The sequence below is a fragment of the Vulcaniibacterium gelatinicum genome (assembly GCF_008033445.1).
GTDB lineage: Bacteria > Pseudomonadota > Gammaproteobacteria > Xanthomonadales > Xanthomonadaceae > Vulcaniibacterium_B > Vulcaniibacterium_B gelatinicum.
This window is the reverse complement of the sequence record NZ_VNKO01000006.1, coordinates 43,908-69,346: the sequence shown is the minus strand read 5'-3', so window position 1 is coordinate 69,346 and position 25,439 is coordinate 43,908. Positions and strand designations below refer to the sequence as shown.

Sequence of the window (25,439 nt, the reverse complement as noted above, 5' to 3'; positions counted from 1 at the left end):
GGCCCGGCGGTAGCCGGCCCCGGTTCATCTTTCCCCTATTCCGTCGGCCGCCGGAGACGGGTAGAGTAGAAAAATGTCTCCGGTTTCCATCGCGCTGCGCCTGCTGCTGAGCCTGTGCCTCGTCCTGAACGGGGTGGGCACGGCCTTGGCGGGGGTGCATGTGCCGATGTTCCACGAGGCGCCGGAGGCCGCGATGCTCCCGGCGACGGCGACCCGTGCGGAGCTGCCATGCCACGGCTACCAGGCCGCCCAGGCGGCAGCGCCCTCCGATGTTGCGTCCATCCCGTCCGGCCGCATGGCGGCCGAGCCGGAATCGCCCGTGGGGGACGACTGCTGCGCTCCCGGCAGCTGCCAGTGCGCCTGCATCCACCTTGCCCAGGCGATGCTGCCGCCGCCCGCGCCGGCCGCCACGGTGCTCGTGCCCGCGCGCAGCACCCGTCCGCTGCCGCCGGGCCGGGCCGCGCCGCCCCTGCCGCACCTGATCCGACCTCCCATCGCCTGAGCGTCCCACGGCGCCATCGGGCGCCGGCCGGCATGCATCCGCGGCGCTCGCTCGCGGCGTACCGGCATTGCCGCCGGGCCCTGTCACGGGCCGGCCTTCTCCACGCACTCATCCGGAAACTTCCATGTCCCACGACGCATTCGGCCGCGACGCCGACGGCGCGTTCCAGCCCTCCCGACGCCGCTTCGTGCAGGGGCTGGCCGCCGGCGGCGCGATCACCGCGCTCGGCCTGTGGCCGCGCCCGGGCTGGGCGCTGAAATCGCCCGCCCAATCCACGGTGCTGGCCGGCACCGACTTCGACCTCGTGATCGGCGAGACGCCGGTGAACTTCACCGGCCGCACCCGCACCGCGATCACCGTCAACGGCTCGATCCCCGCGCCGCTGCTGCGCTGGCGCGAGGGCACCACGGTCAACCTGCGCGTGTCCAACGCGCTGCCGCCGGGCTCGATCCACGGCCACACCACCTCGATCCACTGGCACGGCATCCTGCTGCCCGCGAACATGGACGGCGTGCCGGGCCTGAGCTTTTCCGGCATCCACCGCGGCGAGACCTACCACTACCGCTTCGACGTCCGCCAGGGCGGCACCTACTGGTACCACAGCCATTCCGGGCTCCAGGAACAGGCCGGCCTGTACGGCCCGCTGATCATTGATCCGATCGAGCCCGAACCCTTCAGTTACGACCGCGACTACGTGGTGATGCTGAGCGACTGGACCGACCTGGATCCGGCGGCGCTGTTCTCGCGGCTGAAGAAGAAGTCGGACTACGACAACTACTCCAAGCGCACCGTCGGCGACTTCCTGCGCGACATGCGGCGCGACGGGTTCGCCGCCGCGCTGGCCGACCGCAAGGCGTGGGGCGAAATGCGGATGACGCCCACCGACCTGTCGGACGTCAACGCGCACACCTACACCTACCTGATGAACGGCACCACCTCGCTCGGCAACTGGACCGGCCTGTTCCGGTCCGGCGAGAAGGTGCGGCTGCGCTTCATCAACGGTTCGGCGATGACCTATTTCGACGTGCGCATCCCCGGCCTGAAGATGACCGTGGTCGCCGCCGACGGCCAGTACGTGCATCCGGTGACGGTGGACGAGTTCCGCATCGCCGTGGCCGAGACCTTCGACGTGATCGTCGAGCCCTCCGGCCAGGACGCCTACACCATCTTCGCCCAGGACATGGGCCGCACCGGCTACGTCAGCGGCACGCTCGCGGTGCGCGAGGGCCTGCGCGCGCCGGTGCCGGCGCTGGATCCGCGGCCGCTGCTGACCATGGACGACATGGGTCACGGCGGCCATGGCGGCCATGGTGGCCACGGTGCCGCGGCGGGGAAGGGCATGGAGGGCGGCTGCGGCGCGAACATGGGCATGAAGGGCATGGAAGGCGGCTGCGGCGCGAACATGGGGCACGGCGCGCAACAGGCCGCGGACCCGCATGCGGGCCATGGTGGCGGCATGCAGTCGCACCCGGCCAGCGAAGCCGGCAACCCGTTCGTGGACATGCAGACCATGGCCCCGGTGCCGAAGCTCGACGACCCCGGCATCGGCCTGCGCGACAACGGCCGCAAGGTGCTGACCTACGCCATGCTCCGCAGCACGTTCGACGACCCCGACGGCCGCGAGCCGGGCCGGGAGATCGAGCTGCACCTCACCGGCCACATGGAACGCTTCGTGTGGGGCTTCAACGGACAGAAGTTCTCCGAAGTGGAGCCGCTGCGGCTCAACTACGGCGAGCGCATGCGCATCGTGCTCGTCAACGACACCATGATGACGCACCCGATCCACCTGCACGGCCTGTGGAGCGACCTGGAGGACGAGCAGGGCAACTTCCTGGTCCGCAAGCACACCGTGGACATGCCCCCGGGCAGCCGGCGCAGCTACCGCGTGCGCGCCGACGCGCTCGGCAGTTGGGCCTACCACTGCCATCTGCTCTACCACATGGAGGCCGGAATGATGCGCGAAGTGAGGGTGGACGAATGATCCCGCACCCGTCGAAATCCCCGCGTGCGCGGGTCTCCCGCGGTGCCGTATTCGCCGCGGGCCTGCTGCTTTCCTTCGGCGCCTCGGCGCAGGACCACGCGCATCACCAGACCCAGCAGCCTGCCGTGCAGCAACCTGCGCAGGAGCATGCGCACCACTCTCCACCGCAGGCGGACACCGGGCAGCCGCGCACGCCGATCCCGGAACCGACTGATGCCGACCGCGCGGCGGCGGTGAAGCCAGCGGGCGGCCATGCGGCGCATGACGACACGATCCACGGGTTCTTCCTGCTCGACCGCCTGGAGAGGTGGAGCGCCGCGGATGGCACCGGCATCGTCTGGGAAGCGCAGGGCTGGATCGGCACGGACCGGAACCGCCTGTGGCTGCGCAGCGAGGGCGAGCGCGTGGGCGGCGCGACCGAAGCGGGCGACCTCGAGGTGCTGTACGGGCGTCCCATCTCGGCGTGGTGGGACGTGGTCGGCGGCGTCCGCCACGAATTCGGCGAGGGGCATGCACAGACCTTCGCTGCGATCGGTGTGCAGGGCCTGGCGCCGTACAAGTTCGAGGTCGAAGCCACCGCGTATCTCGGCCAGTCCGGCCAGACGGCGGCGCGCTTCGAGGTCGAGTACGACACCCTGCTCACCAACCGCCTGATCCTGCAATGGCAGGCCGAGGCCGAGTTCTACGGCAAGGACGACGCCGAGCGCGGCATCGGTTCCGGCCTGAACACGGTCGAGGCCGGATTGCGCCTGCGCTACGAGATCCGGCGCGAATTCGCGCCGTATGTCGGCGTGAGTCGCGAGCGGGTCTTCGGCGACGCGGCCGACTTCCGCGCCGCGCATGGCGAGGACACCGACGATACCCGCATCGTGGCGGGCGTGCGCATCTGGTTTTGAACAGGAGAAGACGACATGTCATCCGTCACGAGGAAAACGTTGTTGGCGGTCGGGTTGCTCGCGGGCATCCCGGCGCTGGGTGTGGCCGGCTTCGTCTGGTCGGGGATCTACGACGTGGGCGCCGACACCCCGCACACGCGTCCCGTCTACGCGTTGCTGCAGACCGCGCGCGACCGCTCGATCGAGGCCCGCGCCGGCAAGCTGCAGGTGCCGGCGCTGCAGGACCCGGCGCGCATCGTCCAGGGCGCCGGCAACTACGATGCGATGTGCACGGGTTGCCACCTCAAGCCCGGCCTGACCGGGACCGAACTCAGCAAGGGGCTGTATCCCGCACCGCCCGACCTGACCCGGACCACGGTGGATCCGGCCAGGGCGTTCTGGGTCATCAAGCACGGCATCAAGGCCTCGGGCATGCCAGCCTGGGGCCGGAGCATGGAGGACGAGTACATCTGGAACATGGTCGCCTTCCTGCAGGCGTTGCCGAAGCTCGACCCCGCGCAGTACCAGGCGCTGGTCGCGCGCAGCGGCGGGCATTCGCACGGCGGCGGCGAATCCATGCCGCACGGGCATGGCGAAGGCGATCATCACGATGGCGGTGCGGCGGAGCAGCCGCATGACGACGCCGCGGCGCATCCGCATGCACCCGGCGCGCCGCCGCACGATCATGCGGACGCCGGGAGCGCACCGGCGAAGGCGGAGCAGGGGAAGACGATCGTGCATCGCCATGCCGATGGCACCGTCGAAGCGCACCCCGCGCCGGAAACGCCCCCGGCCGAAGCCGAACCCGCGCACGACCACGAGCACGAACACTGAACGCACCGGAGCCCGACATGAAATCCATCGCTCCCACCCTGATGCTGTCCCTGGCCATCGCCACGACCCTGCCCGCGATGGCGCAGACGGACCAGTCCCATGCCGCGCATCATCCGGAGGCTGCGACCGCCACGCAGGCGGACGTGCCGGAGGCCGCGGCGCCGGCCGTGGCCGTGGTCGAACGGTTCGGCAAGGCGCTGGCCGCCGCCGACTTCAAGACCGTCGAGTCGCTGCTCGACGCCGATGTGCTGATCCTCGAAAGCGGCGGCGCCGAACGCAGCCGCGCCGAATACCTCGGCCACCATGCGATCAGCGACGCGCAGTTCCTGAAGGGGGCGCACAGCCAGCTCAAGCGCCGGCGCGCGCGGGTCGAAGGCGATCTGGCCTGGGTCGGCAGCGAGAGCGAACTGCACGCCAGCAAGGACGGCAAGCCGCTCACCCTGCTGAGCACCGAGACGATGGTGCTGCGGCGCACGCCGGAGGGCTGGCGTATCGTGCACATCCACTGGTCCTCGCGGCCGAAAAAGGGGCAGTGAGGAGGATCCGATGACCTCGAGCACCATTCCCCGCGCATTGCTCGCCTGCGTTTCGCTGGCGGCGCTGACCGCCTGCGCCCGGGAGCCGGCGCCCGTCGCGCAGGATGCGACGGCGGCCCGCACGCCCGCGGTGCAGTCGGCGGCAACGTCCCGGCCGGCGGTCCCTGCCACGCAGGTGGCGGCCGCACCCGCGAGCCCGGCGCTGCCCCTGGTCGTCGTGCACAAGAGTCCGACCTGCGGCTGTTGCGGCCTGTGGGTGGAGCACATGCGCCAGGCCGGCTTCCCGGTCGAGGTGCGCGAGATGGATGACCTGGGCCTGGTGAAGCAGCGCCTGGGCATCCCCTACGGCAAGGGCTCCTGCCACACGGCCGAGGTCGCCGGCTATTTCGTCGAAGGCCATGTGCCCGCCGGCGACGTCAAACGCCTGCTGGCGCAGCGGCCGAAGGCGAAGGGCCTGGTGCTGCCGGGCATGCCGCTCGGCTCGCCGGGCATGGAAGTCCCTGACGGCACCGTGCAACCGTACACGGTGGAATTGGTGGATCCGTCCGGCAACACCACTGCGTTCGCGCACCACTGACACGGGACAAGGCCCCGCATGCATCGGCATCCGCACGACGGTCACGCACATGCCTGTCACGGGCACGACGCCGGGGCGCAGGTCCATCCGGCGCCGGCCGCGGCCGCGCCGGCTGGCCCCGGCACGGTCTACACCTGTCCCATGCATCCGCAGATCCGGCAGCCCGGCCCGGGCACCTGCCCGATCTGCGGCATGGCGCTGGAGCCGGAGCTGCCTAGCGTCGAGGAGGAAGAGAATCCGGAACTGCGCGACTTCAGCCGCCGGTTCCGCTGGACGCTGCCGTTCACCCTGGCCGCGCTGGCGCTGGCCATGCTCGGCCCGAGGCTGCCGGCGTTGCCGGTGCACGTACGCACCTGGCTCGAACTCGTGCTGAGCGCGCCGGTGGTGCTGTGGGCGGGCTGGCCGTTCTTCGTCCGCTGCGTGCAGTCCATCCGCAACCGCAACCCGAACATGTGGACCCTGATCGGGATCGGCGTGGCGGCCGCATTCGGCTACAGCGTGGTCGCGACCGTGGCCCCCGGCGTGTTCCCGGCCTCGTTCCACGAGCATGGCCGGGTCGGCGTCTATTTCGAGGCCGCGGCGGTGATCGTCTCGCTGACCCTGCTCGGGCAGGTGCTGGAACTGAAGGCGCGCTCGCAGACCTCCGCGGCGATCCGGGCGCTGCTCGGGCTGGCGCCGAAGACCGCGCGGCGCCTGCGCGACGACGGCGGCGAGGAGGACATCCCGCTGGCGCACGTGCACGTCGGCGACCGCCTGCGCGTACGTCCGGGCGAGAAGGTGCCGGTGGACGGCACCGTGCTCGAAGGCCGCTCGAGCGTGGACGAGTCCATGCTGACCGGCGAACCGATCCCGGTGGAGAAGACCGCGGGCGACCAGGTGATCGGCGCCACCGTGAACGGCACCGGCAGCCTCGTCATCCGCGCCGAGAAGGTCGGCGCGCAGACCGTGCTGGCGCAGATCGTGCAACTGGTGGCGCAGGCGCAGCGTTCGCGCGCGCCGATGCAGCGCATGGCCGACCAGGTGGCGTACTGGTTCGTGCTGGCGGTGATCGGCGTGGCGCTTCTGGCGTTCCTGGGTTGGGGCCTGTTCGGCCCGCCCGAGCACGCCTGGACCTACGCCGTGCTCAACGCGGTCTCGGTGCTGATCATCGCCTGCCCGTGCGCGCTGGGGCTGGCCACGCCGATGTCGGTGATGGTGGCCACCGGCCGCGCCGCGCACGCCGGCGTGCTGTTCCGCAACGCCGAGGCGATCGAGCTGCTGCACAGGGTGGACACGCTGGTGGTGGACAAGACCGGCACCCTGACCGCGGGACGGCCGGCGTTCCGCGAGGTGATCCCGGTTGCGGGCTTCGCCGCGGACGAGGTGCTGCGCCTGGCGGCCAGCCTCGACCAGGGCAGCGAGCATCCGCTGGCCGAGGCGATCGTCGCCGAAGCGCACGCGCGCGGACTCGTGCTGGCGAAGGCCGAAGCCTTCGACTCGCTCACCGGCCGCGGCGTGCGTGGCCGGGTCGAAGGCCGTGAGCTGCTGCTGGGCAGCGCGGCGCTGATCGCCGAAGTCGCCGGTGGGCTCGGAGATCTGGCTGAACACGCCGAGGCGCTGCGCCAGCAGGGCGCGACGGTGATGTTCCTGGCCGTGGACGGCCGCCTGGCCGGCGCGGTGGCGGTCGCCGATCCGATCAAGCCGTCCGCGTTGCCGGCCGTGCAGGAACTGCAGGCGGCCGGCGTGCGCCTGGTGATGGCCACCGGCGACGGCGAAACGACCGCGCGGGCCGTGGCACAGGCGCTCGGCATCGGCGAGGTGCATGGCGAGGTGCGGCCGCAGGACAAGGTGGAACTGGTGCGGCGGCTGAAGGCGCAGGGCCGGCGCGTGGCGATGGCCGGCGACGGCATCAACGACGCCCCGGCGCTGGCCGCGGCCGACGTCGGCATCGCGATGGGCACCGGCACCGACGTGGCCATGTCCAGCGCCCAGGTCACGCTGGTCAAGGGCGACCTGCGCGCGATCGGCCGTGCCCGCGCGATCTCCGCGGCCGCGGTGCGCAACATGCGCCAGAACCTCGGCTTCGCCTTCCTCTACAACGCCCTGGGCGTGCCGATCGCCGCCGGCGTGCTGTACCCCTTCACCGGCCTGCTGCTCAGCCCGATGATCGCGGCGCTGGCGATGAGCCTGAGCTCGGTGTCGGTGGTGGGCAATGCGCTGCGGCTGGGCAGGGTATCGTTCTGAGCACCGACGGACCCCAGGAGCCTGCCCCCATCTCATGCCGCGTCCAACGATTGCTCGGCACAGCGATGGACAAGCCCCTGCCGCATGCCCGGCGCTTTCAGCGTGCGGCGCAGAAGATCCGTGGCGACGATTTGCCCCGTATTCGAAAATCGGTTAGCCTGAAAAGCCATGATCCAACGCTCGCGCCACGGCTGGCTTCCGGCTCTCCGCACGCTGCTCTTGCTGGCGTTTGCACTGTCCCTGGCGCTGCAGCCCGTGTTTGGCGCGATGGGCGAGCTGCATGAATCCACTGCCCATGCAGCATCGGCCGGATTGCACGCGGATTTCGCGGCACCCCACGATGGCGAGCAGGCCGGCGATTCTGACTCCGGCTCCGATAATGACGCTCTGCATCTCCTGCTGCATTACGCCCATTGCTGCGGCCATGCCGTAGGTCTGGTGCGGGCCTTCGAACCCCCTTCCATGGCCCTGCCTGCGGCCGTGCAGATGCCGCTGGTGTCGCTCCTGGCCCCGGCTTTCTCGGCGAACGTTCCCTTCCGGCCTCCGATCGCGGCCTGACGTCCGGCCGGCTGAAGCCGGCGAATCGTCTACCCGGTTCCTTTCGGAGCGCTCCCATGCGTATGCGACTCGCGGCCGTGGCCGCTTGGGTCGCGGCCTGTGCCGTGGCTTGGTCCCCGGCGGCCGCCGGCCCTGCCGTATCTCCCAACAAGCTGACCCTTGACGACGCTTTCGCGCGCGTCGCCGAGTCCCATCCTGACCTGCGCCTGTTCGGTTCGCGTGGAGACGTGCTGGCCGCAGAGCGCGATCAGGCGGCATTGCGCCCGGCACTCGTCGCCGGCGCAACCGTCGAGAACGTCTTCGGCACCGGCGACTTCACCGGTTCGCAGGCCGCCGAGCTGACCTTGAGCCTGGCCTCGGTGCTCGAGCGCGGCGGCAAGCTCGATGCCCGGCGAACGCTGGCACAGAGCCGGATCGACGCCTTGGCCATCGAGCGCGAAATCCGCCGACTGGACTTGCTCGCCGAAGTCGCCCGGCGTTACCTGGCGGTAGTAGCGGCCGGGCGGCAGCGAGAAATCGCCCAACTAGACGTCGGCCAACGTGAGCGCACGGTCGCCGCCGCCCGTCAGCGGTTGCACGCCGGGGCCTCGCCCGAATCGGTGGTGCTGGCTGCACAGGCCGCGCTGGCCCGGGCCGAGCTCGACCGTGCCCGCGTCGAACAGCGCGAGCAGGCCGCGCGTCAGCACCTGGCGGCGCTGTGGGGCGAGCGCGACCCCGGGTTCGAGATCGTCGCCGCGGATCCGACCGCATTGCCGGCCATCGACGACCTCGCCACCCTGGAGACGTTGCTGCTACGCACGCCCGAGCTGGCCCAGTTCGCCGACCAGCAACGCATCCGCGAGGCCCGCCTGCAACTGGCGCGGACGAACGCGTCGCCGGACCTGGACTGGCAGGTCGGCGTGCGGCGGCTGCAGGCCACCGACGACGTGGCACTGGTCGGCAGCCTGTCGCTGCCGCTGGGCACAGCACGTCGTGCCCAGCCCGAGATCCGCGCGGCCGAAGCCGAGCTGGCGATGCTGGAGATCGAACGCGAGGCCAAGGGGCTGTCGCTGTATTCCACGCTGACCGAGGCACACGGCCGCTACCGCACGGCGCAACTGGAAGTTCGTCGCCTGCGGGACGACGTGCTGCCGAAGCTGGCCAAGGCCGAAGTCGCTGCGGAACGCGCCTACCGCGCCGGCGCCATCAGCTACCTGGAATGGGCGCAGTTGCAGTCCGAGCACACCGCCACTCGCAGGCAGCAGCTCGAAGCCGCATTGGAGGCCCAGCACGCCCTGATCGAAATCCAGCGGCTCACCGGCCAGGCATTCGTCGCCGCCCCGGCCGCTTCCCCCGCACAAGGAACCTCGCCGTGAACGTCCGTCACCTGAGCGCCGTGCTGGCGCTGACCGTCCTCTTGGCCGCCTGTGGCGGCGATGCCCCCTCCGGGACCGAACATGCCGAAGGCGGCGAACATGCGAAGGCCGAAGCGCCGCGTAAGGGCGAGCACGGCGGCCGCCTGCTGGAACAGAACGGCTTTGCCGTCGAACTGGTCATCGCCGAGGACGGCACGCCGCCGAAATACCAGGCTTGGTTGTACCGCGACGGCAAGCCCTTGCCGCCGTCGGCCGGCTCGGTCGAGGTGCGGCTCAAGCGCCTGGGCAATGTCGCTGAGAATCACACGCTGAAACCACAAGCCGACGGCAGCCTGATGGCATCCACCATCGTCGGCGAGCCGCACTCCTTCGATGTCGAAGTCATTGCCCGGATCAACGGCGCGGCCCTGCGCTGGGCGTACCCCAGCTACGAGGGCCGCACGCAGATTGCCGCGAAGGTGGCGCAGGACGCCGGTATCCGCGTCGCGCCCGCCGCGCCTGGGGTGATCGCCGATGAGCACGAGGTTCAGGGCCTGCTGACCCCGGTCGAAGGCCGCATCGCCAAGGTGGCGGCGCGTTTTCCCGGTCCGGTGCGCCGCCTCAACGCCAACGTCGGCGACACGGTCCGTGTCGGCCAGACGCTCGCCACGATCGAGAGCAACCTGAGCCTGACTACCTACACGGTGACCGCGCCGATCACTGGCGTGGTGCTGGCACGCAACGCAGCCGTGGGGTCGGTCGCCACCGAGGGCGCGCCGCTGTTCGAGGTCGCGGATCTGTCCTTGCTCTGGGTCGACCTGCACATCTTCGGTGCCGATGCCCAACACATCCGCCCCGGTGTGCCGGTCACCGTCACCCGCATGAGCGATGGCGCGACCGCACAGACCACGCTCGAACGTGTGCTGCCGGGCACCGCCACGGCCAGCCAGAGCACCGTCGCCCGCGCCACGATCGCCAACACCGACGGTCTGTGGCGGCCCGGCTCTGCAGTGAAGGCGCGCATCACCGTCGATCAGCAGCCCGCGAAGCTCGTGGTGCCACTGGCCGCGTTGCAGACCTTCCGCGATTGGGATGTGGTGTTTGTCCGCGTTGGCGACACCTACGAAGTGCGCCCTGTGGAGCTGGGCAATCGCGATGCGGAACGCGTCGAAGTGCTGTCCGGATTGAATGTCGGCGACCAGGTCGTCGTCGAACAAAGCTACCTGGTGAAGGCGGACATCGAAAAGTCCGGTGCCTCCCACGACCACTGAGGACGCCTCGATGCTCGAGAGAATCATCCGATTCGCCATCGCGCACCGCTGGCTCATGCTGGCGCTGACACTGGCCCTGGTCGCGATCGGCGCATGGAGCTTCACCAAACTACCGATCGACGCCACGCCGGACATCACCAATGTCCAGGTGCAGATCAACACCGAGGCTCCGGGTTACTCGCCGCTGGAGTCTGAGCAGCGCGTGACGTTTCCGATCGAGACCGCACTGGCCGGTCTGCCGCGCCTGGACTACACGCGCTCCATCTCGCGTTACGGCCTGTCGCAGGTCACCGTCGTGTTCGAGGATGGAACCGATCTCTACTTTGCCCGCCAGCAGGTGGCGGAGCGCCTGCAGCAGATCAGATCGCAGCTTCCAGACGGGCTTGAACCTGAGATGGGGCCCATTGCCACCGGCATGGGCGAGATCTTCATGTACACGGTCGATGCGAAGCCGGACGCCCGCAAGCAGGACGGCACGCCGTGGAACGCGACCGACCTGCGCACCCTGCAGGACTGGGTGGTCCGGCCGCAGCTGCGCAACACGCCGGGCGTCACTGAGGTCAACACCATCGGCGGCTTCGCCCGACAGATCCACATCACGCCCGATCCGGCCAAGCTGGTCGCGCTGGGGTTCACGCTGCACGACGTAGTCGCGGCCGTGGCGGCGAATAATCAGAACGTCGGCGCAGGCTACATCGAACGCAACGGCCAGCAGTTCCTGGTGCGCGCACCCGGCCAGGTCGCCGACCTCGACGCTATCCGCGACATCGTGCTCGACCGCCGAGACGGCGTACCGATCCGCGTGCGCGACGTGGCGGAAGTCGGTGAAGGTCCCGAGCTGCGTAATGGTGCGGCCACGCAGAACGGTCGCGAAGTCGTGTTGGGCACGGTGTTCATGCTGATCGGCGCCAACAGCCGTGAGGTTGCCCAGGCGGCCGCCGCCAAGCTGGCCGAGGCCAACAAGAGCCTGCCGCCCGGCGTGTCGGCGAACCCGGTCTACGACCGTACCGCGCTGGTGGATCGCACGATCAAGACGGTGGCGAAAAACCTGGTCGAAGGCGCGCTGCTGGTGATCGTGGTGCTGTTCCTGCTGCTGGGCAACTTCCGCGCGGCCCTGATTACCGCCGCGGTGATTCCGCTGGCGATGCTGTTCACCGTGACCGGCATGGTCCGCGGAGGCGTCTCGGGCAACCTGATGAGCCTGGGCGCACTCGACTTCGGCCTGATCGTCGACGGCGCGGTCATCATCATCGAGAACTGCCTGCGCCGGTTCGGTGAGTTGCAGCACCGCTTCGGTCGGGTACTGACCGAAGAGGAGCGGCTCGATGCTGCTGCCTCGGCCACGGCCGAAGTGATCCGGCCAAGCCTGTTCGGCCTGGGCATCATCACTGCGGTTTACCTGCCGATCTTCGCGCTCACCGGCGTCGAAGGAAAAATGTTCCATCCGATGGCGATCACGGTGGTGCTGGCGCTGACCGGCGCCATGGCGCTGTCGCTGACATTCGTACCGGCAGCCGTCGCCCTGTTCCTGCGCGGCAAGGTCGAGGAAAAGGACACGCGCGTGATGCAGTGGGCACGGCGTGTCTATGCACCGGCGCTGGCATGGGCGTTGCGTCGGAGAGCTTGGGTGATCGGCGGAGCGTTGGCCGGCGTCGCTTTGTGTGCACTGCTGGCCACGCGCCTGGGCTCGGAGTTCATCCCGTCCCTGGACGAGGGCGACATCGCCCTGCATGCGCTGCGCATCCCCGGCACCAGCCTGGAGCAGGCGATCACCATGCAGGCCACGCTGGAAGCGCGTATCAAGCAGTTCCCGGAAGTGGAGCGCGTGTTCGGCAAACTCGGTACCGCCGAGGTGGCGACCGACCCGATGCCGCCGTCGGTGGCCGATACCTTCCTGATGCTCAAGCCGCGCGAGCAGTGGCCAGATCCGCGCAAGCCCAAAGCGCAGCTGATTTCTGAGATTGAAACCGCGGTCAAGCAGTTGCCCGGCAACAACTACGAGTTCACCCAGCCGATCCAGATGCGCATGAACGAGCTGATCTCGGGCGTGCGTGCCGACGTGGCGATCAAGCTCTACGGCGATGATCTGGAGCAGTTGGTGGACGTGGGTCGGCGGATCGAGGCCGTCACCAGGACTGTACCCGGCGCGGCCGACGTCAAGCTCGAACAGGCCACTGGCTTGCCGCTGCTGACGGTAACGCCGGATCGCCAGGCGTTGGTGCGTTACGGGCTCAATCCCGGCACTGTGCAGAAAACGGTCGCCACCGCGGTGGGTGGCGAAGTCGCAGGCCAGTTGTTCGAGGGCGATCGCCGCTTCGATATCGTCATTCGCCTGCCTGAGCATCTGCGCCAGGATCCTGCGGCCTTGCAGGATCTGCCCATTCCGTTGGGTGGGAGCGACAACATGGATGAGTCGAGCCGCGCCGCCGCATGGATGTCCGGTACGCCACAGACGGTGCCACTACGGGAGGTGGCGAAGATCGAGACTACGCTGGGACCGAACCAGATCAACCGAGAAAACGGCAAGCGTCGCGTGGTGGTCACCGCAAACGTGCGCGGGCGCGATCTAGGCGGCTTCGTGGCCGAGCTGCAGCAACGCATCGGTGATGAAATCGCTGTGCCAGATGGCTACTGGATCGATTACGGCGGAACCTTCGAGCAACTGATCTCGGCCAGCCGGCGCCTGTCGGTGGTGGTGCCGGTAACGCTCACGATCATCTTTGCATTGCTGTTCTGGGCGTTCGGCTCGGCCAAGGACGCGATCATCGTGTTCAGCGGCGTGCCATTGGCGCTGACCGGCGGCGTGATCGCGCTCGCCTTGCGCGGGATTCCGCTGTCTATCTCGGCAGGTGTCGGTTTCATCGCGCTGTCCGGTGTGGCGGTACTCAACGGTCTGGTCATGATCGCCTTCATCCGGAAGCTGCGCGAGCAGGGGGATCCGCTGGATGACGCGATCGTGGATGGCGCGCTCGGACGCTTGCGTCCGGTACTGATGACCGCGCTGGTGGCTTCGCTCGGATTCCTGCCGATGGCGTTGAACGTAGGGGCCGGTTCCGAGGTGCAGCGCCCGCTGGCTACCGTTGTGATCGGGGGGATCTTGTCGTCCACGCTTCTCACCCTGGTCGTGCTGCCGGCGCTATACCGATGGCTGCATCGCGATGCGGAAACACGAGAGCAGATCCTCCATGGTTGACCCTGCCGGGCCACCACCGTGATCATGGAATCCACCAATGTGCGAATGTGATTGCCGCCACGCACCCATGGATGCCGGTGGGCGCCGCGTGCTCCGGATCGCGCTGGCGTTGAATGCGGCCATGGCCGTGATCGGTGGACTTGCCGCCTGGATCGCCCAGTCCGCGGGCCTGCTCGCCGACGCGCTGGACATGCTGTCCGATGCCGGTGCCTACTCGATCGGGTTGCTCGCGGTGGGCCGCACGGTGCGCTTCAAGGCCAATGCCGCGCTGTTGACCGGCGGCGTGCTGCTGGTGCTGGGCGCGGGCGTGCTGTTCGAGGTCGGCCGGCGTGCAATCCATGGCGCCGAGCCGCTGAGCGGCTGGATGATCGGCACCGCGCTGCTCTCGTTGGCCGTGAACGTCGCCGTGCTGCGGCTGCTCATGCCGCTGCGCTCCGGCGAGGTGCACCTCCGCGCCGTCTGGTTGTGCACCCGCGCCGACGTGATAGCCAATCTGGGGGTGATCCTGGCCGGTGCGCTGGTGTTCTGGATGGGCACGCCGTATCCGGACTTGGCCATCGGCACCCTGATCGGGCTATACGTGATCAGGGAATCGTTCGGGATCATGGGCGCAGCGCGAGATGCCATCCGAGAGGCGAGGGTGGGGAAGTGAAGCACCAGTCCTGACAAGGCGGACTCCATCTGCCGGAGATCCTTGAGTCGCGCACGCACGTCGGCCAGGCGCACCGTGGCCATTGCAGTCCCTTGCGCTGGTAGAACCTCATGGTTTCAACGCTGCCTCCCCCGCGGCCTTGGCCAGGGCGGCAATCGTGAGTGGTAGGGCAGGCACGGCCATCGGCGTTTGACTTCGTACTTGAGTACGAAAGTAACGTTTCGGCCGCGCCCGCGCGATCTCCGCGGCCGCGGTGCGCAACATGCGCCAGAACCTCGGCTTCGCCTTCCTCTACAACGCGCTCGGCGTGCCGATCGCCGCCGGCGTGCTGTACCCCTTCACCGGCCTGCTGCTCAGCCCGATGATCGCGGCGCTGGCGATGAGCCTGAGCTCGGTGTCGGTGGTGGGCAATGCGCTGCGGCTGGGCAGGGTATCGTTCTGAGCGCCGACGGACCCCAGGAGCCTGTCTCCATGTCACATCGCATCGAACGATCGCTCGCCGCCTTCGGGGTGGCGATGCTGCTGGCCGCCTGCAGCACGAACCGGGCGGGAGTGTCTTCCACCGGAACGACGGCCGACGGACAGCCGCACACGGGCTGGTACATGCAGCACGCCGGGCAGGGCCTGTTCCAGCCCTGCGGGGCGCAGCGGCCGTGGCGGATCACGCAGGCCGCGGATCTGCCCAAGCGTGCCCGGGCCTTCGGCCTGGACGAGGATACGCCGGTGTATGTCCGGGTGATCGGACTCGAACACGACGGGACGCTGGCGGTGATGCGGGTCGTCCAGTTCGGCTCGCCGACGCCGGTGCGCGACTGCGCGCTGACGGGTGTGGTTCTGCCGCCTCCCTGAGACCCATTCCACGCAGTATTGATGCGGGGCAGCGTGCGCTTGCCCAAGCTCCGGCGTACCGTCCGCCTGCCGTGGCGACTCCGTCACGGTTTTCCTGTGCCTGACGACGACTTCAGGGGGTGGAAGTCGGGCGCGATTCCAACACTCGCTTAGGGGATTAGCGCACATGAAGCTCAACCGTCTTGCGGTGACCCTCGGGGTCGCCGCCGCCGTTCTTGGTGCCTCGCTGACCGCGAATGCCAGCCACAGCTGGAACAACTACCACTGGGCACGCAACACCTCGTCCTTCACGCTGCAGACCATAGACAGCGTCAGCTCGGACTGGAACGACGAACTCGCCCAGACCGTCTCCGACTGGTCGCAGTCCACCAAGCTCGACCTGGTGATCACCGCCTATGACGACTCGAGCCGCACCCGCCGCCAGTGCCGTGCCGTACAGGGCAAGATCCGCGTGTGCAACTACGCCTACGGCAGGAACGGCTGGCTCGGCCTGGCGTCCATCAACCTCGACAGCCAGGGCCACATCTCGCAGGGCACCGCGAAGATGAACGACAGCTACGCGATGTCGCAGGACGACCGCGATCACGTGATGTGCCAGGAAGTCGGCCACCTGTTCGGCCTCGGCCACACCAGCGAGGACGGCAGCAGCCAGCAGACCTGCATGGATTATTCGAACGATCCGCGCAGCACCCGCCCGAACCAGCACGACTACGACATGCTGGCCTCGATCTACGCCCACACCGACAGCTACAACAGCTACAGCACCAGCTCGGCGATGACCATGGAGAAGACGCCGGCGGGCGACATGGGCTGGCGCGTGCGCAAGGGCGTGTTCGACGAAACCTGGGTTTCGCCGGACGGCAAGGGCGGCCTGTGGGTGCACCACGTGATCCTGGCCCCCGGCCACGAGCACACCGACCTGCTCGGCCACTGAGCCACTCCGTCATTGTCCTGGGGTGATGCGGAAGGCGCCGGCCTGGCCGGCGCCTTCCGTCGTTCTGCGGGATGCAGCCGCGATGCCGCGCGGCGTGGTCAGGGCGTCCGGGCCGCGTACGCCAGCGCCATTTCCCGTTCCTCGTCCACCGCGAGCACGAACGTGCGCACCGTCGCCGTCGCCGACGAGACCTCGGCCACCCCCTCGCGGTTCAGCGCCGGATCCAGGGCCACGCCGAGCCATTCGAGTTCGGCGGCGACCCTGCTGCGGATTTCGGCCGCGTGCCGCCCGATGCCGCCGCTGAAGGCCAGGAGCTCGATCCCGCCGATGCAGGCGGCCATCGCGGCGATTCCCTGGGCCACGCGCGTGACGTACACCTCGACGGCGCGTTGCGCACCGGGGGACGGCGAGGCCAGCAGCCGGTGCATGTCGCCGGATTCGCCGGACAGGCCGGACAGCCCGCTCTCCCGCCACAGCAGGCGGTCGAGGTCGTCGGCCGGCATGCCCAGGTTCCGCTGCAGGTACAGCACCACGCCCGGATCGAGCGAACCGGGCCGGGTGGCCATCGGGATCCCGTCGAGCGGGGTCATGCCCATCGTCGTGTTCACGCAGCGCCCATCGCGTACGGCGCACAGGCTGCTGCCGCCGCCGAGGTGGGCCAGCACGACGCGGCCGCGGCACCGATCCGGCGCGAGCCCGGCGAGCTGGCGCATCGCCGACTGGAAGGCCAGGCCGTGGAAACCGTAGCGCTGCACGCCTTGCGCGAACAGCGGGTAGGGCAGGGGCAGGAGCCGATGCCGCTCCGGCATGGTCCGGTGCCACGCGGTGTCGTACACGCCGATCTGTTCTGCGCGCGGCCAGCGCTCGGCCGTCGCCCGCACCAGGGCCAGCGCCGGCGGCTGGTGCAACGGCGCGAGCACGGACAGCGACTCCAGGGCCGTCAGCTCGGCCGGCGTCAATGCGGTCGGCGCCTCGCGCTCGCCGCCGTGCACGATCCGGTGCAGCACCACGTCGGGGGCCTTCCGTGCCTCGGGCAGGCGCGCGAGCAGCGCGGCAAGCTGCGCCGGCGCCGCGGACGGCACGGCATCGTGGCCGGCTTCGATCGAGACTCGGCCCGTCTCCTGCGGCATGGCCGGTACGTCGGCTGCTTCCAAAGGCAACACATAGTGCGCCGCCTTCAGGCTTGCGGAGCCGACGTTGAAGGCGAGCACGCTGCGCCCGGCCCGCGGCGCGGTCATAGATGCCCCGAACGCGTAATCGCGACGACCAGCCGCAGCGACAGCAGCAGGGCGGCGGCATAGGCCACCAGCGCGAACAGCGGCAGGCCGCCGAACACGCGGGGGCCGGCGCTGTGCAGCATCAACAGCGAGCCGGCGACGTACAGCCCGAGCGTCACCATGGCCAGCGAGAGGCGGTTGCCGGTACGGCCGAGGTGCAGTTCGAGTTCCTCCAGGCCGCGATGGTGCATGGACAGGCTCGGACGCCCGTCCTCGCTCTGCGCCTGGCGCAGCAGGTCGGCCACGATCGCGGGCAGGGCATTGGCCGTGCGCGCCAGGCGCTGGGAAAGGGGGCGCCGGCCGGCACGGCGGGCCTGCATCACCGCCTCGGCCAGCGATTCGCGCCGCCGTTCGAGCTCGGCGAGCAGGTCGAAGCCGGGGTCGAGCGCGCGCAGGGTGTTCTCCGCCAGGAACAGGGTCCGCACCAGCACCAGCAGGTGGCGCGGCAGGTGCACGTGGCCGCCGCGACCCAGGCGCACGATGCGCCAGATCGTCTCCGCCAGCGACCATTCCGCCAGCGGCAGCACCGACACCTCGTCCAGGATCTCGCTGATCGAATGCACGAACTCGCGCCGGTCGAGCGGCGGCGTGAGGAAGCCGAGCGCCAGCGCCGCATCCAGCGCGTCCTCGGCGTCTGCGTAGGAGATCGCCTCGACCATCCGCGCCAGCGCCCGTCTCGCCGCCGGATCGAGGTAGCCGACGGTGCCGAAGTCATGGAAACACAGGCTCCCGTCGGCCATCGCGAACAGGTTGCCGGGGTGCGGATCGCCATGGAACACGCCGGCCACGAACAACTGGTGCAGATAGGCGTCGAACAGCCGCTGCGCCAGGGTGCGGCCTTGTTCGGTCCCGAACACCGTCGCGATCGGCGCGCCGCGGCTGAAGGTCTGCACCATGACGCCGGCGGTGGCGTAGGGCTCGACGATCCGCGGCATGGTGACGCCAGGGCAGGCGGAGATCGCGGCCTGGAGGCGGCGCATGTTGCGCGCCTCGTGCGCCATGTCAATCTCGGCCAGCAACTGCATTGCCAGCTCGTCCACCAGCTCCAGGGTCCGGTGGCGCTTGATCGCGGGCACCAGTGCGCGCAGCGTCAGCATCAGCAGCCGGAGCAGCCGCAGGTCGCGCCGGACCTGCGCGACGATCCCGGGGCGGCGCACCTTCACCGCTACTTCGGTCCCATCGTGCAGGCGGGCCCGGTGCACCTGGGCCACCGACGCGGCGGCGAACGGCTCGCGCTCGAACTCCGCGAACAGCGCGGCCAGCGGCTGGCCGAAGGCGGCCTCGATCTCGGCGACCGCCGCCTCGGCGGCGAAGGGCGGAACACGGTCGTGCAGGCGTTCCAGTGCCTGCTGGTAGCCGGGCGGCAGCAGGTCGCGGCGCAGGCTGAGCCCCTGGCCGAGCTTGACGAAGGTGGTGCCGAGCCGCTCCAGGGTTGCACACAGACGCTCGGGCAACGCCTGCGGCGCCTTGCGGCGCAGGCGCAACCAGGTCCAGGCGAACCCGCCCAGGGCGGTGACGATCTGCAGACTGCGCGGTGTGCGGATGCCGGATCCCATGCGCCACCTTCAGCTCGCCGGCGGAAACAGCCGGCCCGGATCGCCACGGCCTTCGATCGCGGCCACTTCCCCGTCGTCGAGCAGGGCGCACACGGGCAGCGACAGCACGCTGGCGGCCTCGGCGAGGAGGTGCGCCCATGTGCAACGGTTGGCGAACATCAGGCCGGGGACGTCGAGGGTGCCGCCGCGGTTGATGAACCCGAGCGCGCGCGTGGTCGCCGGGCCGGTGTCGAGCCTGCGCAGCGCGCCCAGATACGGTTCCGGCCGCGTGTGGGTGAGGAACACCCTGGGAGTGCCCGGCGGAAACAGCGCGGCGAGGCGGGTGTTGCGCATGACGTATCCGGCCTCCCGCGCATCGCGCGGGGCGCGCAGGCGCCCGGGCTCGGCCACGTACACCAGCGCGCTGGCGATGCCGCGTTCGTGCAGGCGCGCCTGCGCCCGGCGCGCTTCGGCGAGCTGATAGGCGCCGGTCGCGGCCACGATCAGGCGCGCCGATGCCGGGCTTCCCTCGATCGCCGTCGCGCCTTCCTCCGCGAGCTGGCGTGCGAGCGCGGGCGTGAGCACGTCCGGCATCGCGCGCTTGGGCACCACCATCGCCACGATCCGGCCGCGGCCGAGATAGGCATGGCTCAGCGCCGCGAGGGCGCCGTTGGCGTCGGGCGGAAACACGACCGAGACGGCATCGGCCATTTCGCCGAGCAGGGCTTCGGCCAGGGTCGGGTCCTGGTGCGAGATCTCGTTCTTGGCGTTCTCCCAGGTGTGGGAGGTGAGCACCACCGGCACCGACAGCCAGCCGGGCGGGCGCCCCGCCTCCATCAGTTGCCGGGCGAAGGTGATCTCCTGCCGCAGCGCGCCGAGCATCTTCGGCGCGAAGGCTTCGTAGGTGACCACCAGGTTGATGCCGCCCTTGTTGGCGAGCGCGGCGCAGACCACCGCCTCCTCGTTCAGCGCGGTGATCACCGCGCCGGTGGGCGACTCGGCCACGCCGGGTTCTGCCTCGTACACGCGGTGCTTGAGCAGGTCGAGGGTGCGGTCAAGGCGGTTGCTGCGCAGCTCGTCGGGGTTGCCCACGCGCGGGCGCAACTGCGGGTTGGCCTGCACGATGGCGCAGAAATGGCCGTCCAGCGCCACCATCGGCGACGTGCTGCCGCCGGTGCCCAGCCAGGGCTCGGGCGGGATCACGGGCAGCGCGACGTGACGGGTGGCCAGGGCATGGTCCCGTTCGCGCGGCCGTCCGTGCGCCTCGTGCGTGGAGAGCACGGCCACGGCATCGCGCAAGGCATCGCCGGGTACGAACAGTTGCGCCGCCGCCTCATTGAAGATGCGTCGGGACGTTTCGTCCGCCGACGGGTTGCCGGGCAGGGGCAGGTTGTGCGCATGGTTCGTGCCCGCTCCGGGAAAACCGAAGCCCTTGACGGTCTGTGCCGTGCCGTAATGCAGCAGGTTGCGTGTCGGCGCCGGGTGCGTGCCCGAGGCGGCGATGCTCTCGCACAGGCGCGACTCGATGACATGGATGCCCCAGGCCAGGCTGGCCGGATCGCGGCCGTCGAGTCCCACCGGCTCGAAGCCGTTGAGCCGCAGGTGATGGTGCAGCCAGGATTCGCCGCCCTGCTGGGCGATCTGGGTGCGCTGCTCGATGCGGCGCCCGTTGAGGATCATGATCGGCGCGACGAGACCGGAATCCTGCGGCCGCCACCAGCGCGGGGCCCAGTCGCCGCCGCGCTGCTCCTCGAACGCGCCGTCGCTGAGGAAGACCACCACGCGCTCGCCCGGGAGCGGGGCGTGTACGTAATGCAGCTCGGTGAAGCCGAGATAGCCGCCTTCCTGGGTGCCGCCGGCGGTATGCGCGTTGACGTGCGAGCCGAGCGGCGAGGCGGGAGTGCCGTCGGGGCGGATCGCGAACGAATAGAAATCCGACACGAACCGCGACAGCCCTTCCTCGTCGAAGCGGTAGCGCGCCGCATGCGCCTGGGTCATGTTGCCGACGATCAGGTTGAGCGCGTCTATCGCCGCCACGCAGTGGCCCTGGCCCATCATCCAGGCGCGGGTGTGCCCGTCGAGGGCGTTCATCGCCAGATACGCGGCGTAGCCCATCACCATGTTGAGCGAGCCGCCGGTGTGGCCTTCCGGGGCGGGCTTGAAATCGGCGGCCTCGAGCGGTCCGCCGTCGGGACGCACGCGGCGCGCATAGGTCATGTGCGCGACCAGCCACAGGCCGGCGCTCGCGATCCGGTCGGCCGCGGCGAGCCGGCGGTAGCCGGTGGCGGCGTCGGGCAGCGCGCCGGAGGCCACCAGCGTGCCGATCATGTCGTGCACCCGGGTCTGGGTCAGCGCATCGTGGGTGATCACGCCGTAACCCGCCGCCCATGCGGCGAATGGGAGATCTTCGCCGCGCAGGCGCGCGGCCAGCGTCTCGATCCGTTCCCGTTCGGGCGCGGGCAGCTCGCGGCTGGTGCAGCAGGCAAGGAGCGTGCTCATCGCGGCCTCGCGGATTCGTCACCGAACAGTTCCGCGCAGGCCTGCGCCAGCAGCGGCGCGACGGTGATCGCGTTCGACGGATGCGGGATCGTGTCGGTGCTGACCACGCGCGCCGCGCCGGCCGCGAGCAGTTGCGCGTGGGCGTCGCCGGCGAACACGGCGTGGATCGCGATGCACACCGCCGGCGGCAGGCCGAGCCGGCGCAGGTGGCCGAGGGTCTCGATCGCGGTGCGGCCGGAGGACACGATGTCGTCCACCAGCACCGGCGTGCGCCCCTGCGCGGCGCCTGCATCGGGCAGGCTGACCTCCACCTCGCGGTCGCCGCGGCGGACCTTGTGCAGCACCTGGTATGGCGCGCCGGCGCGCCGGGCGATGTCGGCCACCCACTGCGCGCTTTCGCTGTCCGGGCCGATCAGCAGCGGCTCGGGCACGTGCGCATGGATCCACTCCGCCACCGCCGGCGCGGCCACCACGCGGCGGGCGGGGATGCGGTAGAGGTCGGACAGCGCGGCGTAGCGGTGCAGGTGCGGATCCACCGTCGCCAGCCAGTCGAAGTTCTGCTCGAGGAAGCCGGCAAAGATCGGCGCGCTCACCGCCTCGCCGGGGTGGAAGCGCGCGTCCTGGCGCATGTAGGCGAGGTAGGGGGCGATCAGTCCCACCGAGCAGGCGCCGAACTCGCGCGCGGTCTCGGCGGCGAAGCGCAGGGCGAGGGCGACCTCGTCCGGGCGGTGCAGGCTGGCGACGATGGCGACGTCGGCCGTTTCCAGCGCCTCGTCCACCGCGACCAGCGATTCGCCGTCGGGAAAGCGGCGCCAGTCCAGCCGGCCGACACGGGCGCCCAGGCGCGGTGCGAGCGCCTCGGCGAGTGCGCGCTGGGCGGGGAAGGGCAGCAGGACGCGGTTCACGCCGGTTCTCCGATGGCGAGGATGTCCGGATGCTCGAGCGCGTATTCCAGTGCGTACTCGAGTTCGCCCACGGTCTGCGCGTGCACGTGGAACAGCGGTTCGCCTGCCAGCACACGATCGCCCAGGCGCAGCCGGCAATCGATCCCCGCGGTCGCCGAGCCCGGCGCGCCGGCGAGCTTGGCGATCCGCGCCAGGCGCCGGTTGTCCACGTCCCGCACCTGCCCGCTGCGCGGGGCGGGCACCGGCCGCACATGCGGCGCCAGCGCCGGTTCGGTGAATCCGCCCTGGGCCTCGCAGATCGCCAGGAACTTGCGCCACGCCGCGCCGCCGTCCAGCAGCGCGCGCGCCTGTTCGCGTCCGCGGCCGGGCACGGCGCCCGGCGCGATGTCGAGCAGGCGGCCGGCCAGGTCGAGCGCGCGTTCGCGCAGGTCGGCCGGCGCCTGCGGCTCGCCGCGCAGCACCTGCAGCACGTCGCGCGCCTCCAGCGCCGGGCCGATGCCGTAGCCGACCGGTTGCCGGCCATCCGTGCGCAGCACGGCCACGGTCAGGTCCAGTGCCTGTGCGGTCGCGCGCAGGCGCGCCTCGAGCGCGTCGGCGGACGGCTCGGAGCGCACCTTCGCCGTCGCTCCCACCGGCATGTCGATCAGCACGTGGGTGGAGCCGGCGGCGATCTTCTTCGACAGCACGCTGGCCACGAGCTGGCCCTCGCTGTCGAAATCGAGCGGGCGTTCGACCCGGATCAGCACGTCGTCGGCCGGGCTCAGGCGCACGTTGCCGCCCCAGACGATGCAACCGCCCTCGCGCTCGACCACGCGCCGCATCGCCGCCAGGTCCAGCGCCACCGGCGCCATCACCTCCATCGTGTCGGCGGTGCCCGCGGGCGAGGTGATCGCGCGCGAGGAGGTCTTGGGGATGCGGTGCCCGGCCGCGGCCACGATCGCGACCACGATCGGCGTGGTGCGGTTGCCGGGCAGGCCGCCGACGCAATGCTTGTCGAGCACCGGCCCGCCGCCCCAGAAGATGCGTTCGCCCACGTCCACCATGGCGCGGGTGAGGGCGATGGTTTCGCCATGATCCAGCCGGTCGCCGGCGCAGGCGGTCACGAATGCGGCGAGTTCGATGTCGGACAGGCGGTTGCGCACGGTGTCCTGCATCAGGTGCAGGAACTCGGCATCGCCCAGCCGCCGCCCGAACACCTTGGCGCGCAGCGCCGGCGCCGAGGCCGGCGGTTCGGCATGGCTGAACACCGCCCAGGCGTCGGGGCCGGGCTGGAGCGCGTTCCAGGCTGCGTCCGAGAGCGCGGCGGCATCCAGCGGCAGCATGTCGTTGGTGACCACGTTGAGGGTGGCGATCAGCTCGTTCCCGCCGTACCGGACCAGCACGCGGGTCAGCGCGGTGAAGCCTTCCGACCGGCACACGTGGCAATCCCGGTGCATGTACACCACCGGCTGCTGGTAGGTGTCTATGCCGGCCCGGATCAGGCGCAGGCGGTTGTGGCCATCGTTCATCGGGGGGTGTCCAGCGAGATCCGTTCCATGTGCTCCGGCACGCGCGCATGCCAGCCGAGTTCGCGGCGGATGCGGCCGCGCAGGGTATCGGCGGCGTCGGGCTCGCCATGGGTGACGTAGGTGGCTGCCGGGGCGCGGCGGGCGCCGCCCATCCATGCCAGCAGTTCGTCGGCGTCGGCATGCCCGGAGAAGCTCTGCAGGACGACGACCTCGGCACGGATCGGCACCTCCCGCCCGAACATGCGCAGCCGGTCGGCGCCACCGGCCAGGGCCGCGCCGCGGGTGCCGCCGGCCTGGAATCCGGACAGCACGATCGCGTTGCGCGGGTCGGGCGCGAAGGCCTCCAGGTGGTGCAACACACGTCCGCCGCTCAGCATACCGCTCGCCGAGAGGATGATCATCGGGCCATGGCGCCGATTGAGCGCCTTCGATTCCTCGACCGTGCGTACCATCGTCGCCAGTTCGTACATGGCCTGGCACTCGGCGTCGCTGACGTGATGCTCGGCATGGTAGCGGTGGTAGAGGTCGGTGGCGTCAATGGCCATCGGGCTGTTGAGGAACACCGGCACGCGGGGGATCTCGCCGCGCTGCCGCAGACGCGCGATCTGCAGCATCACGCCCTGCGCGCGGCCGACGGCGAAGGCGGGGACGACGATCACGCCGCCGCGGGCCGCCACGCGCCGGATCACCGGCGCGAGCTCGGCCTCGGGGTCCAGCCGCGGATGGACGCGGTTGCCGTAGGTGGACTCGCAGACCAGCACATCCGCCTCCTGCAGGGTCCGCGGCGGACGCATCAGCGGGTCGTGCGGGCGGCCGAGGTCGCCGCTGAAGTGCACGACCATGCCGCCGACCTCGAGGCGGATCTGGGCCGCGCCCAGCAGATGCCCGGCCGGATGGAACCGGGCACCGACGCCGGGCGCGAGCGCGATGTCGCGCTCGAAATCGTGCGGCTCGAAACGCTCCAGCGCCGCTTCGGCGTCGGCAATCGTGTACAACGGCGTCGGCTCGGCGTGCCGGGAGTAGCCGGCCTTGCGGGCGTACCTGGCCTCTTCCTCCAGCAGGTGGGCGCTGTCCGGCAGCAGCAGCGCGCACAGGTCGCGGGTGGCCGGCGTGCACAGCACCCTGCCGCGGAATCCGTCGCGCACCAGGGCGGGCAGATAGCCGGAATGATCCAGGTGCGCGTGGGTCAGCAGCACCGCATCGAGCGTGTCCGGAGGCACCGGGAAGGGCGCGCGGTTGCGCTCGCGCAGTTGCTTGTACCCCTGGAACAGCCCGCAGTCCACGAGGATGCGGCGTCCGCCGGCCTCGACGAGATAGCGCGACCCCGTCACCGTTCCGGCGGCACCGAGGAACTGCAGGGTGGACGAGGAGGGCGTGGCCATGTCCGACTCCGTGG

General features: G+C 70.3%; 20 protein-coding genes and 1 pseudogene. 15 read left to right on the top strand and 6 right to left on the bottom strand.

Annotated features, from left to right (window positions below):
- Positions 1 to 73: 73 nt before the first annotated feature.
- From FPV26_RS05255 to FPV26_RS05185, 15 genes and pseudogenes are all read left to right on the top strand, one after another.
- On the top strand, positions 74 to 502 hold the full coding sequence (locus FPV26_RS05255) for a CopL family metal-binding regulatory protein (RefSeq protein ID WP_147652670.1): 429 nt from the start codon (positions 74 to 76) through the stop codon (positions 500 to 502).
- 124 nt (positions 503 to 626) lie between these two features.
- Positions 627 to 2,483 carry a copper resistance system multicopper oxidase gene (locus FPV26_RS05250; protein WP_147652669.1) on the top strand — a complete coding sequence of 619 codons (1,857 nt, stop codon included), beginning with the start codon at positions 627 to 629 and terminating at the stop codon, positions 2,481 to 2,483.
- A complete protein-coding gene (locus FPV26_RS05245) occupies positions 2,480 to 3,379 on the top strand; it encodes a copper resistance protein B (RefSeq protein ID WP_147652668.1) in 900 nt (299 codons plus the stop codon). The genes FPV26_RS05250 and FPV26_RS05245 overlap by 4 nt, the downstream gene beginning before the upstream one ends.
- Positions 3,380 to 3,394: 15 nt before the next feature.
- On the top strand, positions 3,395 to 4,192 hold the full coding sequence (locus FPV26_RS05240) for a c-type cytochrome (protein ID WP_147652667.1): 798 nt from the start codon (positions 3,395 to 3,397) through the stop codon (positions 4,190 to 4,192).
- 17 nt (positions 4,193 to 4,209) lie between these two features.
- The gene (locus tag FPV26_RS05235) at positions 4,210 to 4,728 is read left to right on the top strand and encodes a nuclear transport factor 2 family protein (protein WP_147652666.1); all 519 of its coding nucleotides are present in this window, start codon (positions 4,210 to 4,212) and stop codon (positions 4,726 to 4,728) included.
- 10 nt (positions 4,729 to 4,738) lie between these two features.
- Positions 4,739 to 5,305: a DUF411 domain-containing protein gene (locus FPV26_RS05230; RefSeq protein WP_147652665.1), complete on the top strand. Its 567-nt coding sequence runs from the start codon at positions 4,739 to 4,741 to the stop codon at positions 5,303 to 5,305.
- 141 nt (positions 5,306 to 5,446) lie between these two features.
- Complete coding sequence (locus tag FPV26_RS05225; protein WP_147652664.1) at positions 5,447 to 7,528, top strand: copper-transporting P-type ATPase; 2,082 nt, start codon at positions 5,447 to 5,449, stop codon at positions 7,526 to 7,528.
- 168 nt (positions 7,529 to 7,696) lie between these two features.
- Entirely contained in the window at positions 7,697 to 8,086 is a 390-nt protein-coding gene (locus FPV26_RS05220) for a hypothetical protein (RefSeq protein WP_147652663.1), read from the top strand.
- A gap of 56 nt (positions 8,087 to 8,142) precedes the next feature.
- Positions 8,143 to 9,441 carry a TolC family protein gene (locus tag FPV26_RS05215; protein WP_147652662.1) on the top strand — a complete coding sequence of 433 codons (1,299 nt, stop codon included), beginning with the start codon at positions 8,143 to 8,145 and terminating at the stop codon, positions 9,439 to 9,441.
- A complete protein-coding gene (locus FPV26_RS05210) occupies positions 9,438 to 10,691 on the top strand; it encodes an efflux RND transporter periplasmic adaptor subunit (protein WP_147652661.1) in 1,254 nt (417 codons plus the stop codon). The genes FPV26_RS05215 and FPV26_RS05210 overlap by 4 nt, the downstream gene beginning before the upstream one ends.
- Before the next feature lie 10 nt (positions 10,692 to 10,701).
- Positions 10,702 to 13,884, top strand: coding sequence for an efflux RND transporter permease subunit (locus FPV26_RS05205; protein ID WP_147652660.1), 3,183 nt, complete (start codon positions 10,702 to 10,704; stop codon positions 13,882 to 13,884).
- A gap of 88 nt (positions 13,885 to 13,972) precedes the next feature.
- Entirely contained in the window at positions 13,973 to 14,536 is a 564-nt protein-coding gene (locus tag FPV26_RS05200) for a cation efflux transmembrane domain-containing protein (RefSeq protein ID WP_425473055.1), read from the top strand.
- A gap of 226 nt (positions 14,537 to 14,762) precedes the next feature.
- Positions 14,763 to 14,978: pseudogene (locus tag FPV26_RS05195) on the top strand (hypothetical protein); the annotation flags it as partial.
- A gap of 29 nt (positions 14,979 to 15,007) precedes the next feature.
- A complete protein-coding gene (locus FPV26_RS05190) occupies positions 15,008 to 15,385 on the top strand; it encodes a hypothetical protein (RefSeq protein ID WP_147652658.1) in 378 nt (125 codons plus the stop codon).
- Between the two features lie 166 nt (positions 15,386 to 15,551).
- Entirely contained in the window at positions 15,552 to 16,319 is a 768-nt protein-coding gene (locus tag FPV26_RS05185; protein ID WP_147652657.1) for a zinc metalloprotease, read from the top strand.
- A gap of 98 nt (positions 16,320 to 16,417) precedes the next feature.
- Here the strand turns inward: FPV26_RS05185 and FPV26_RS05180 are convergent, their stop codons facing one another.
- From FPV26_RS05180 to FPV26_RS05155, 6 genes are read right to left on the bottom strand one after another with little or no spacing between them, the layout of a single operon-like run.
- Complete coding sequence (locus tag FPV26_RS05180) at positions 16,418 to 17,557, bottom strand: acetate/propionate family kinase (protein WP_147652656.1); 1,140 nt, start codon at positions 17,555 to 17,557, stop codon at positions 16,418 to 16,420.
- Complete coding sequence (locus tag FPV26_RS05175) at positions 17,554 to 19,152, bottom strand: ABC1 kinase family protein (RefSeq protein ID WP_147652655.1); 1,599 nt, start codon at positions 19,150 to 19,152, stop codon at positions 17,554 to 17,556. The genes FPV26_RS05180 and FPV26_RS05175 overlap by 4 nt, the downstream gene beginning before the upstream one ends.
- A gap of 9 nt (positions 19,153 to 19,161) precedes the next feature.
- The gene (locus FPV26_RS05170) at positions 19,162 to 21,630 is read right to left on the bottom strand and encodes a phosphoketolase family protein (protein ID WP_147652654.1); all 2,469 of its coding nucleotides are present in this window, start codon (positions 21,628 to 21,630) and stop codon (positions 19,162 to 19,164) included.
- Positions 21,627 to 22,535 carry a ribose-phosphate pyrophosphokinase gene (locus FPV26_RS05165; protein ID WP_147652653.1) on the bottom strand — a complete coding sequence of 303 codons (909 nt, stop codon included), beginning with the start codon at positions 22,533 to 22,535 and terminating at the stop codon, positions 21,627 to 21,629. Before FPV26_RS05165 ends, FPV26_RS05170 begins: the two co-directional genes overlap by 4 nt.
- On the bottom strand, positions 22,532 to 24,043 hold the full coding sequence (locus tag FPV26_RS05160; RefSeq protein WP_147652652.1) for a thymidine phosphorylase family protein: 1,512 nt from the start codon (positions 24,041 to 24,043) through the stop codon (positions 22,532 to 22,534). Before FPV26_RS05160 ends, FPV26_RS05165 begins: the two co-directional genes overlap by 4 nt.
- Positions 24,040 to 25,425: an MBL fold metallo-hydrolase RNA specificity domain-containing protein gene (locus FPV26_RS05155; RefSeq protein WP_147652651.1), complete on the bottom strand. Its 1,386-nt coding sequence runs from the start codon at positions 25,423 to 25,425 to the stop codon at positions 24,040 to 24,042. The genes FPV26_RS05160 and FPV26_RS05155 overlap by 4 nt, the downstream gene beginning before the upstream one ends.
- Positions 25,426 to 25,439: the final 14 nt, after the last annotated feature.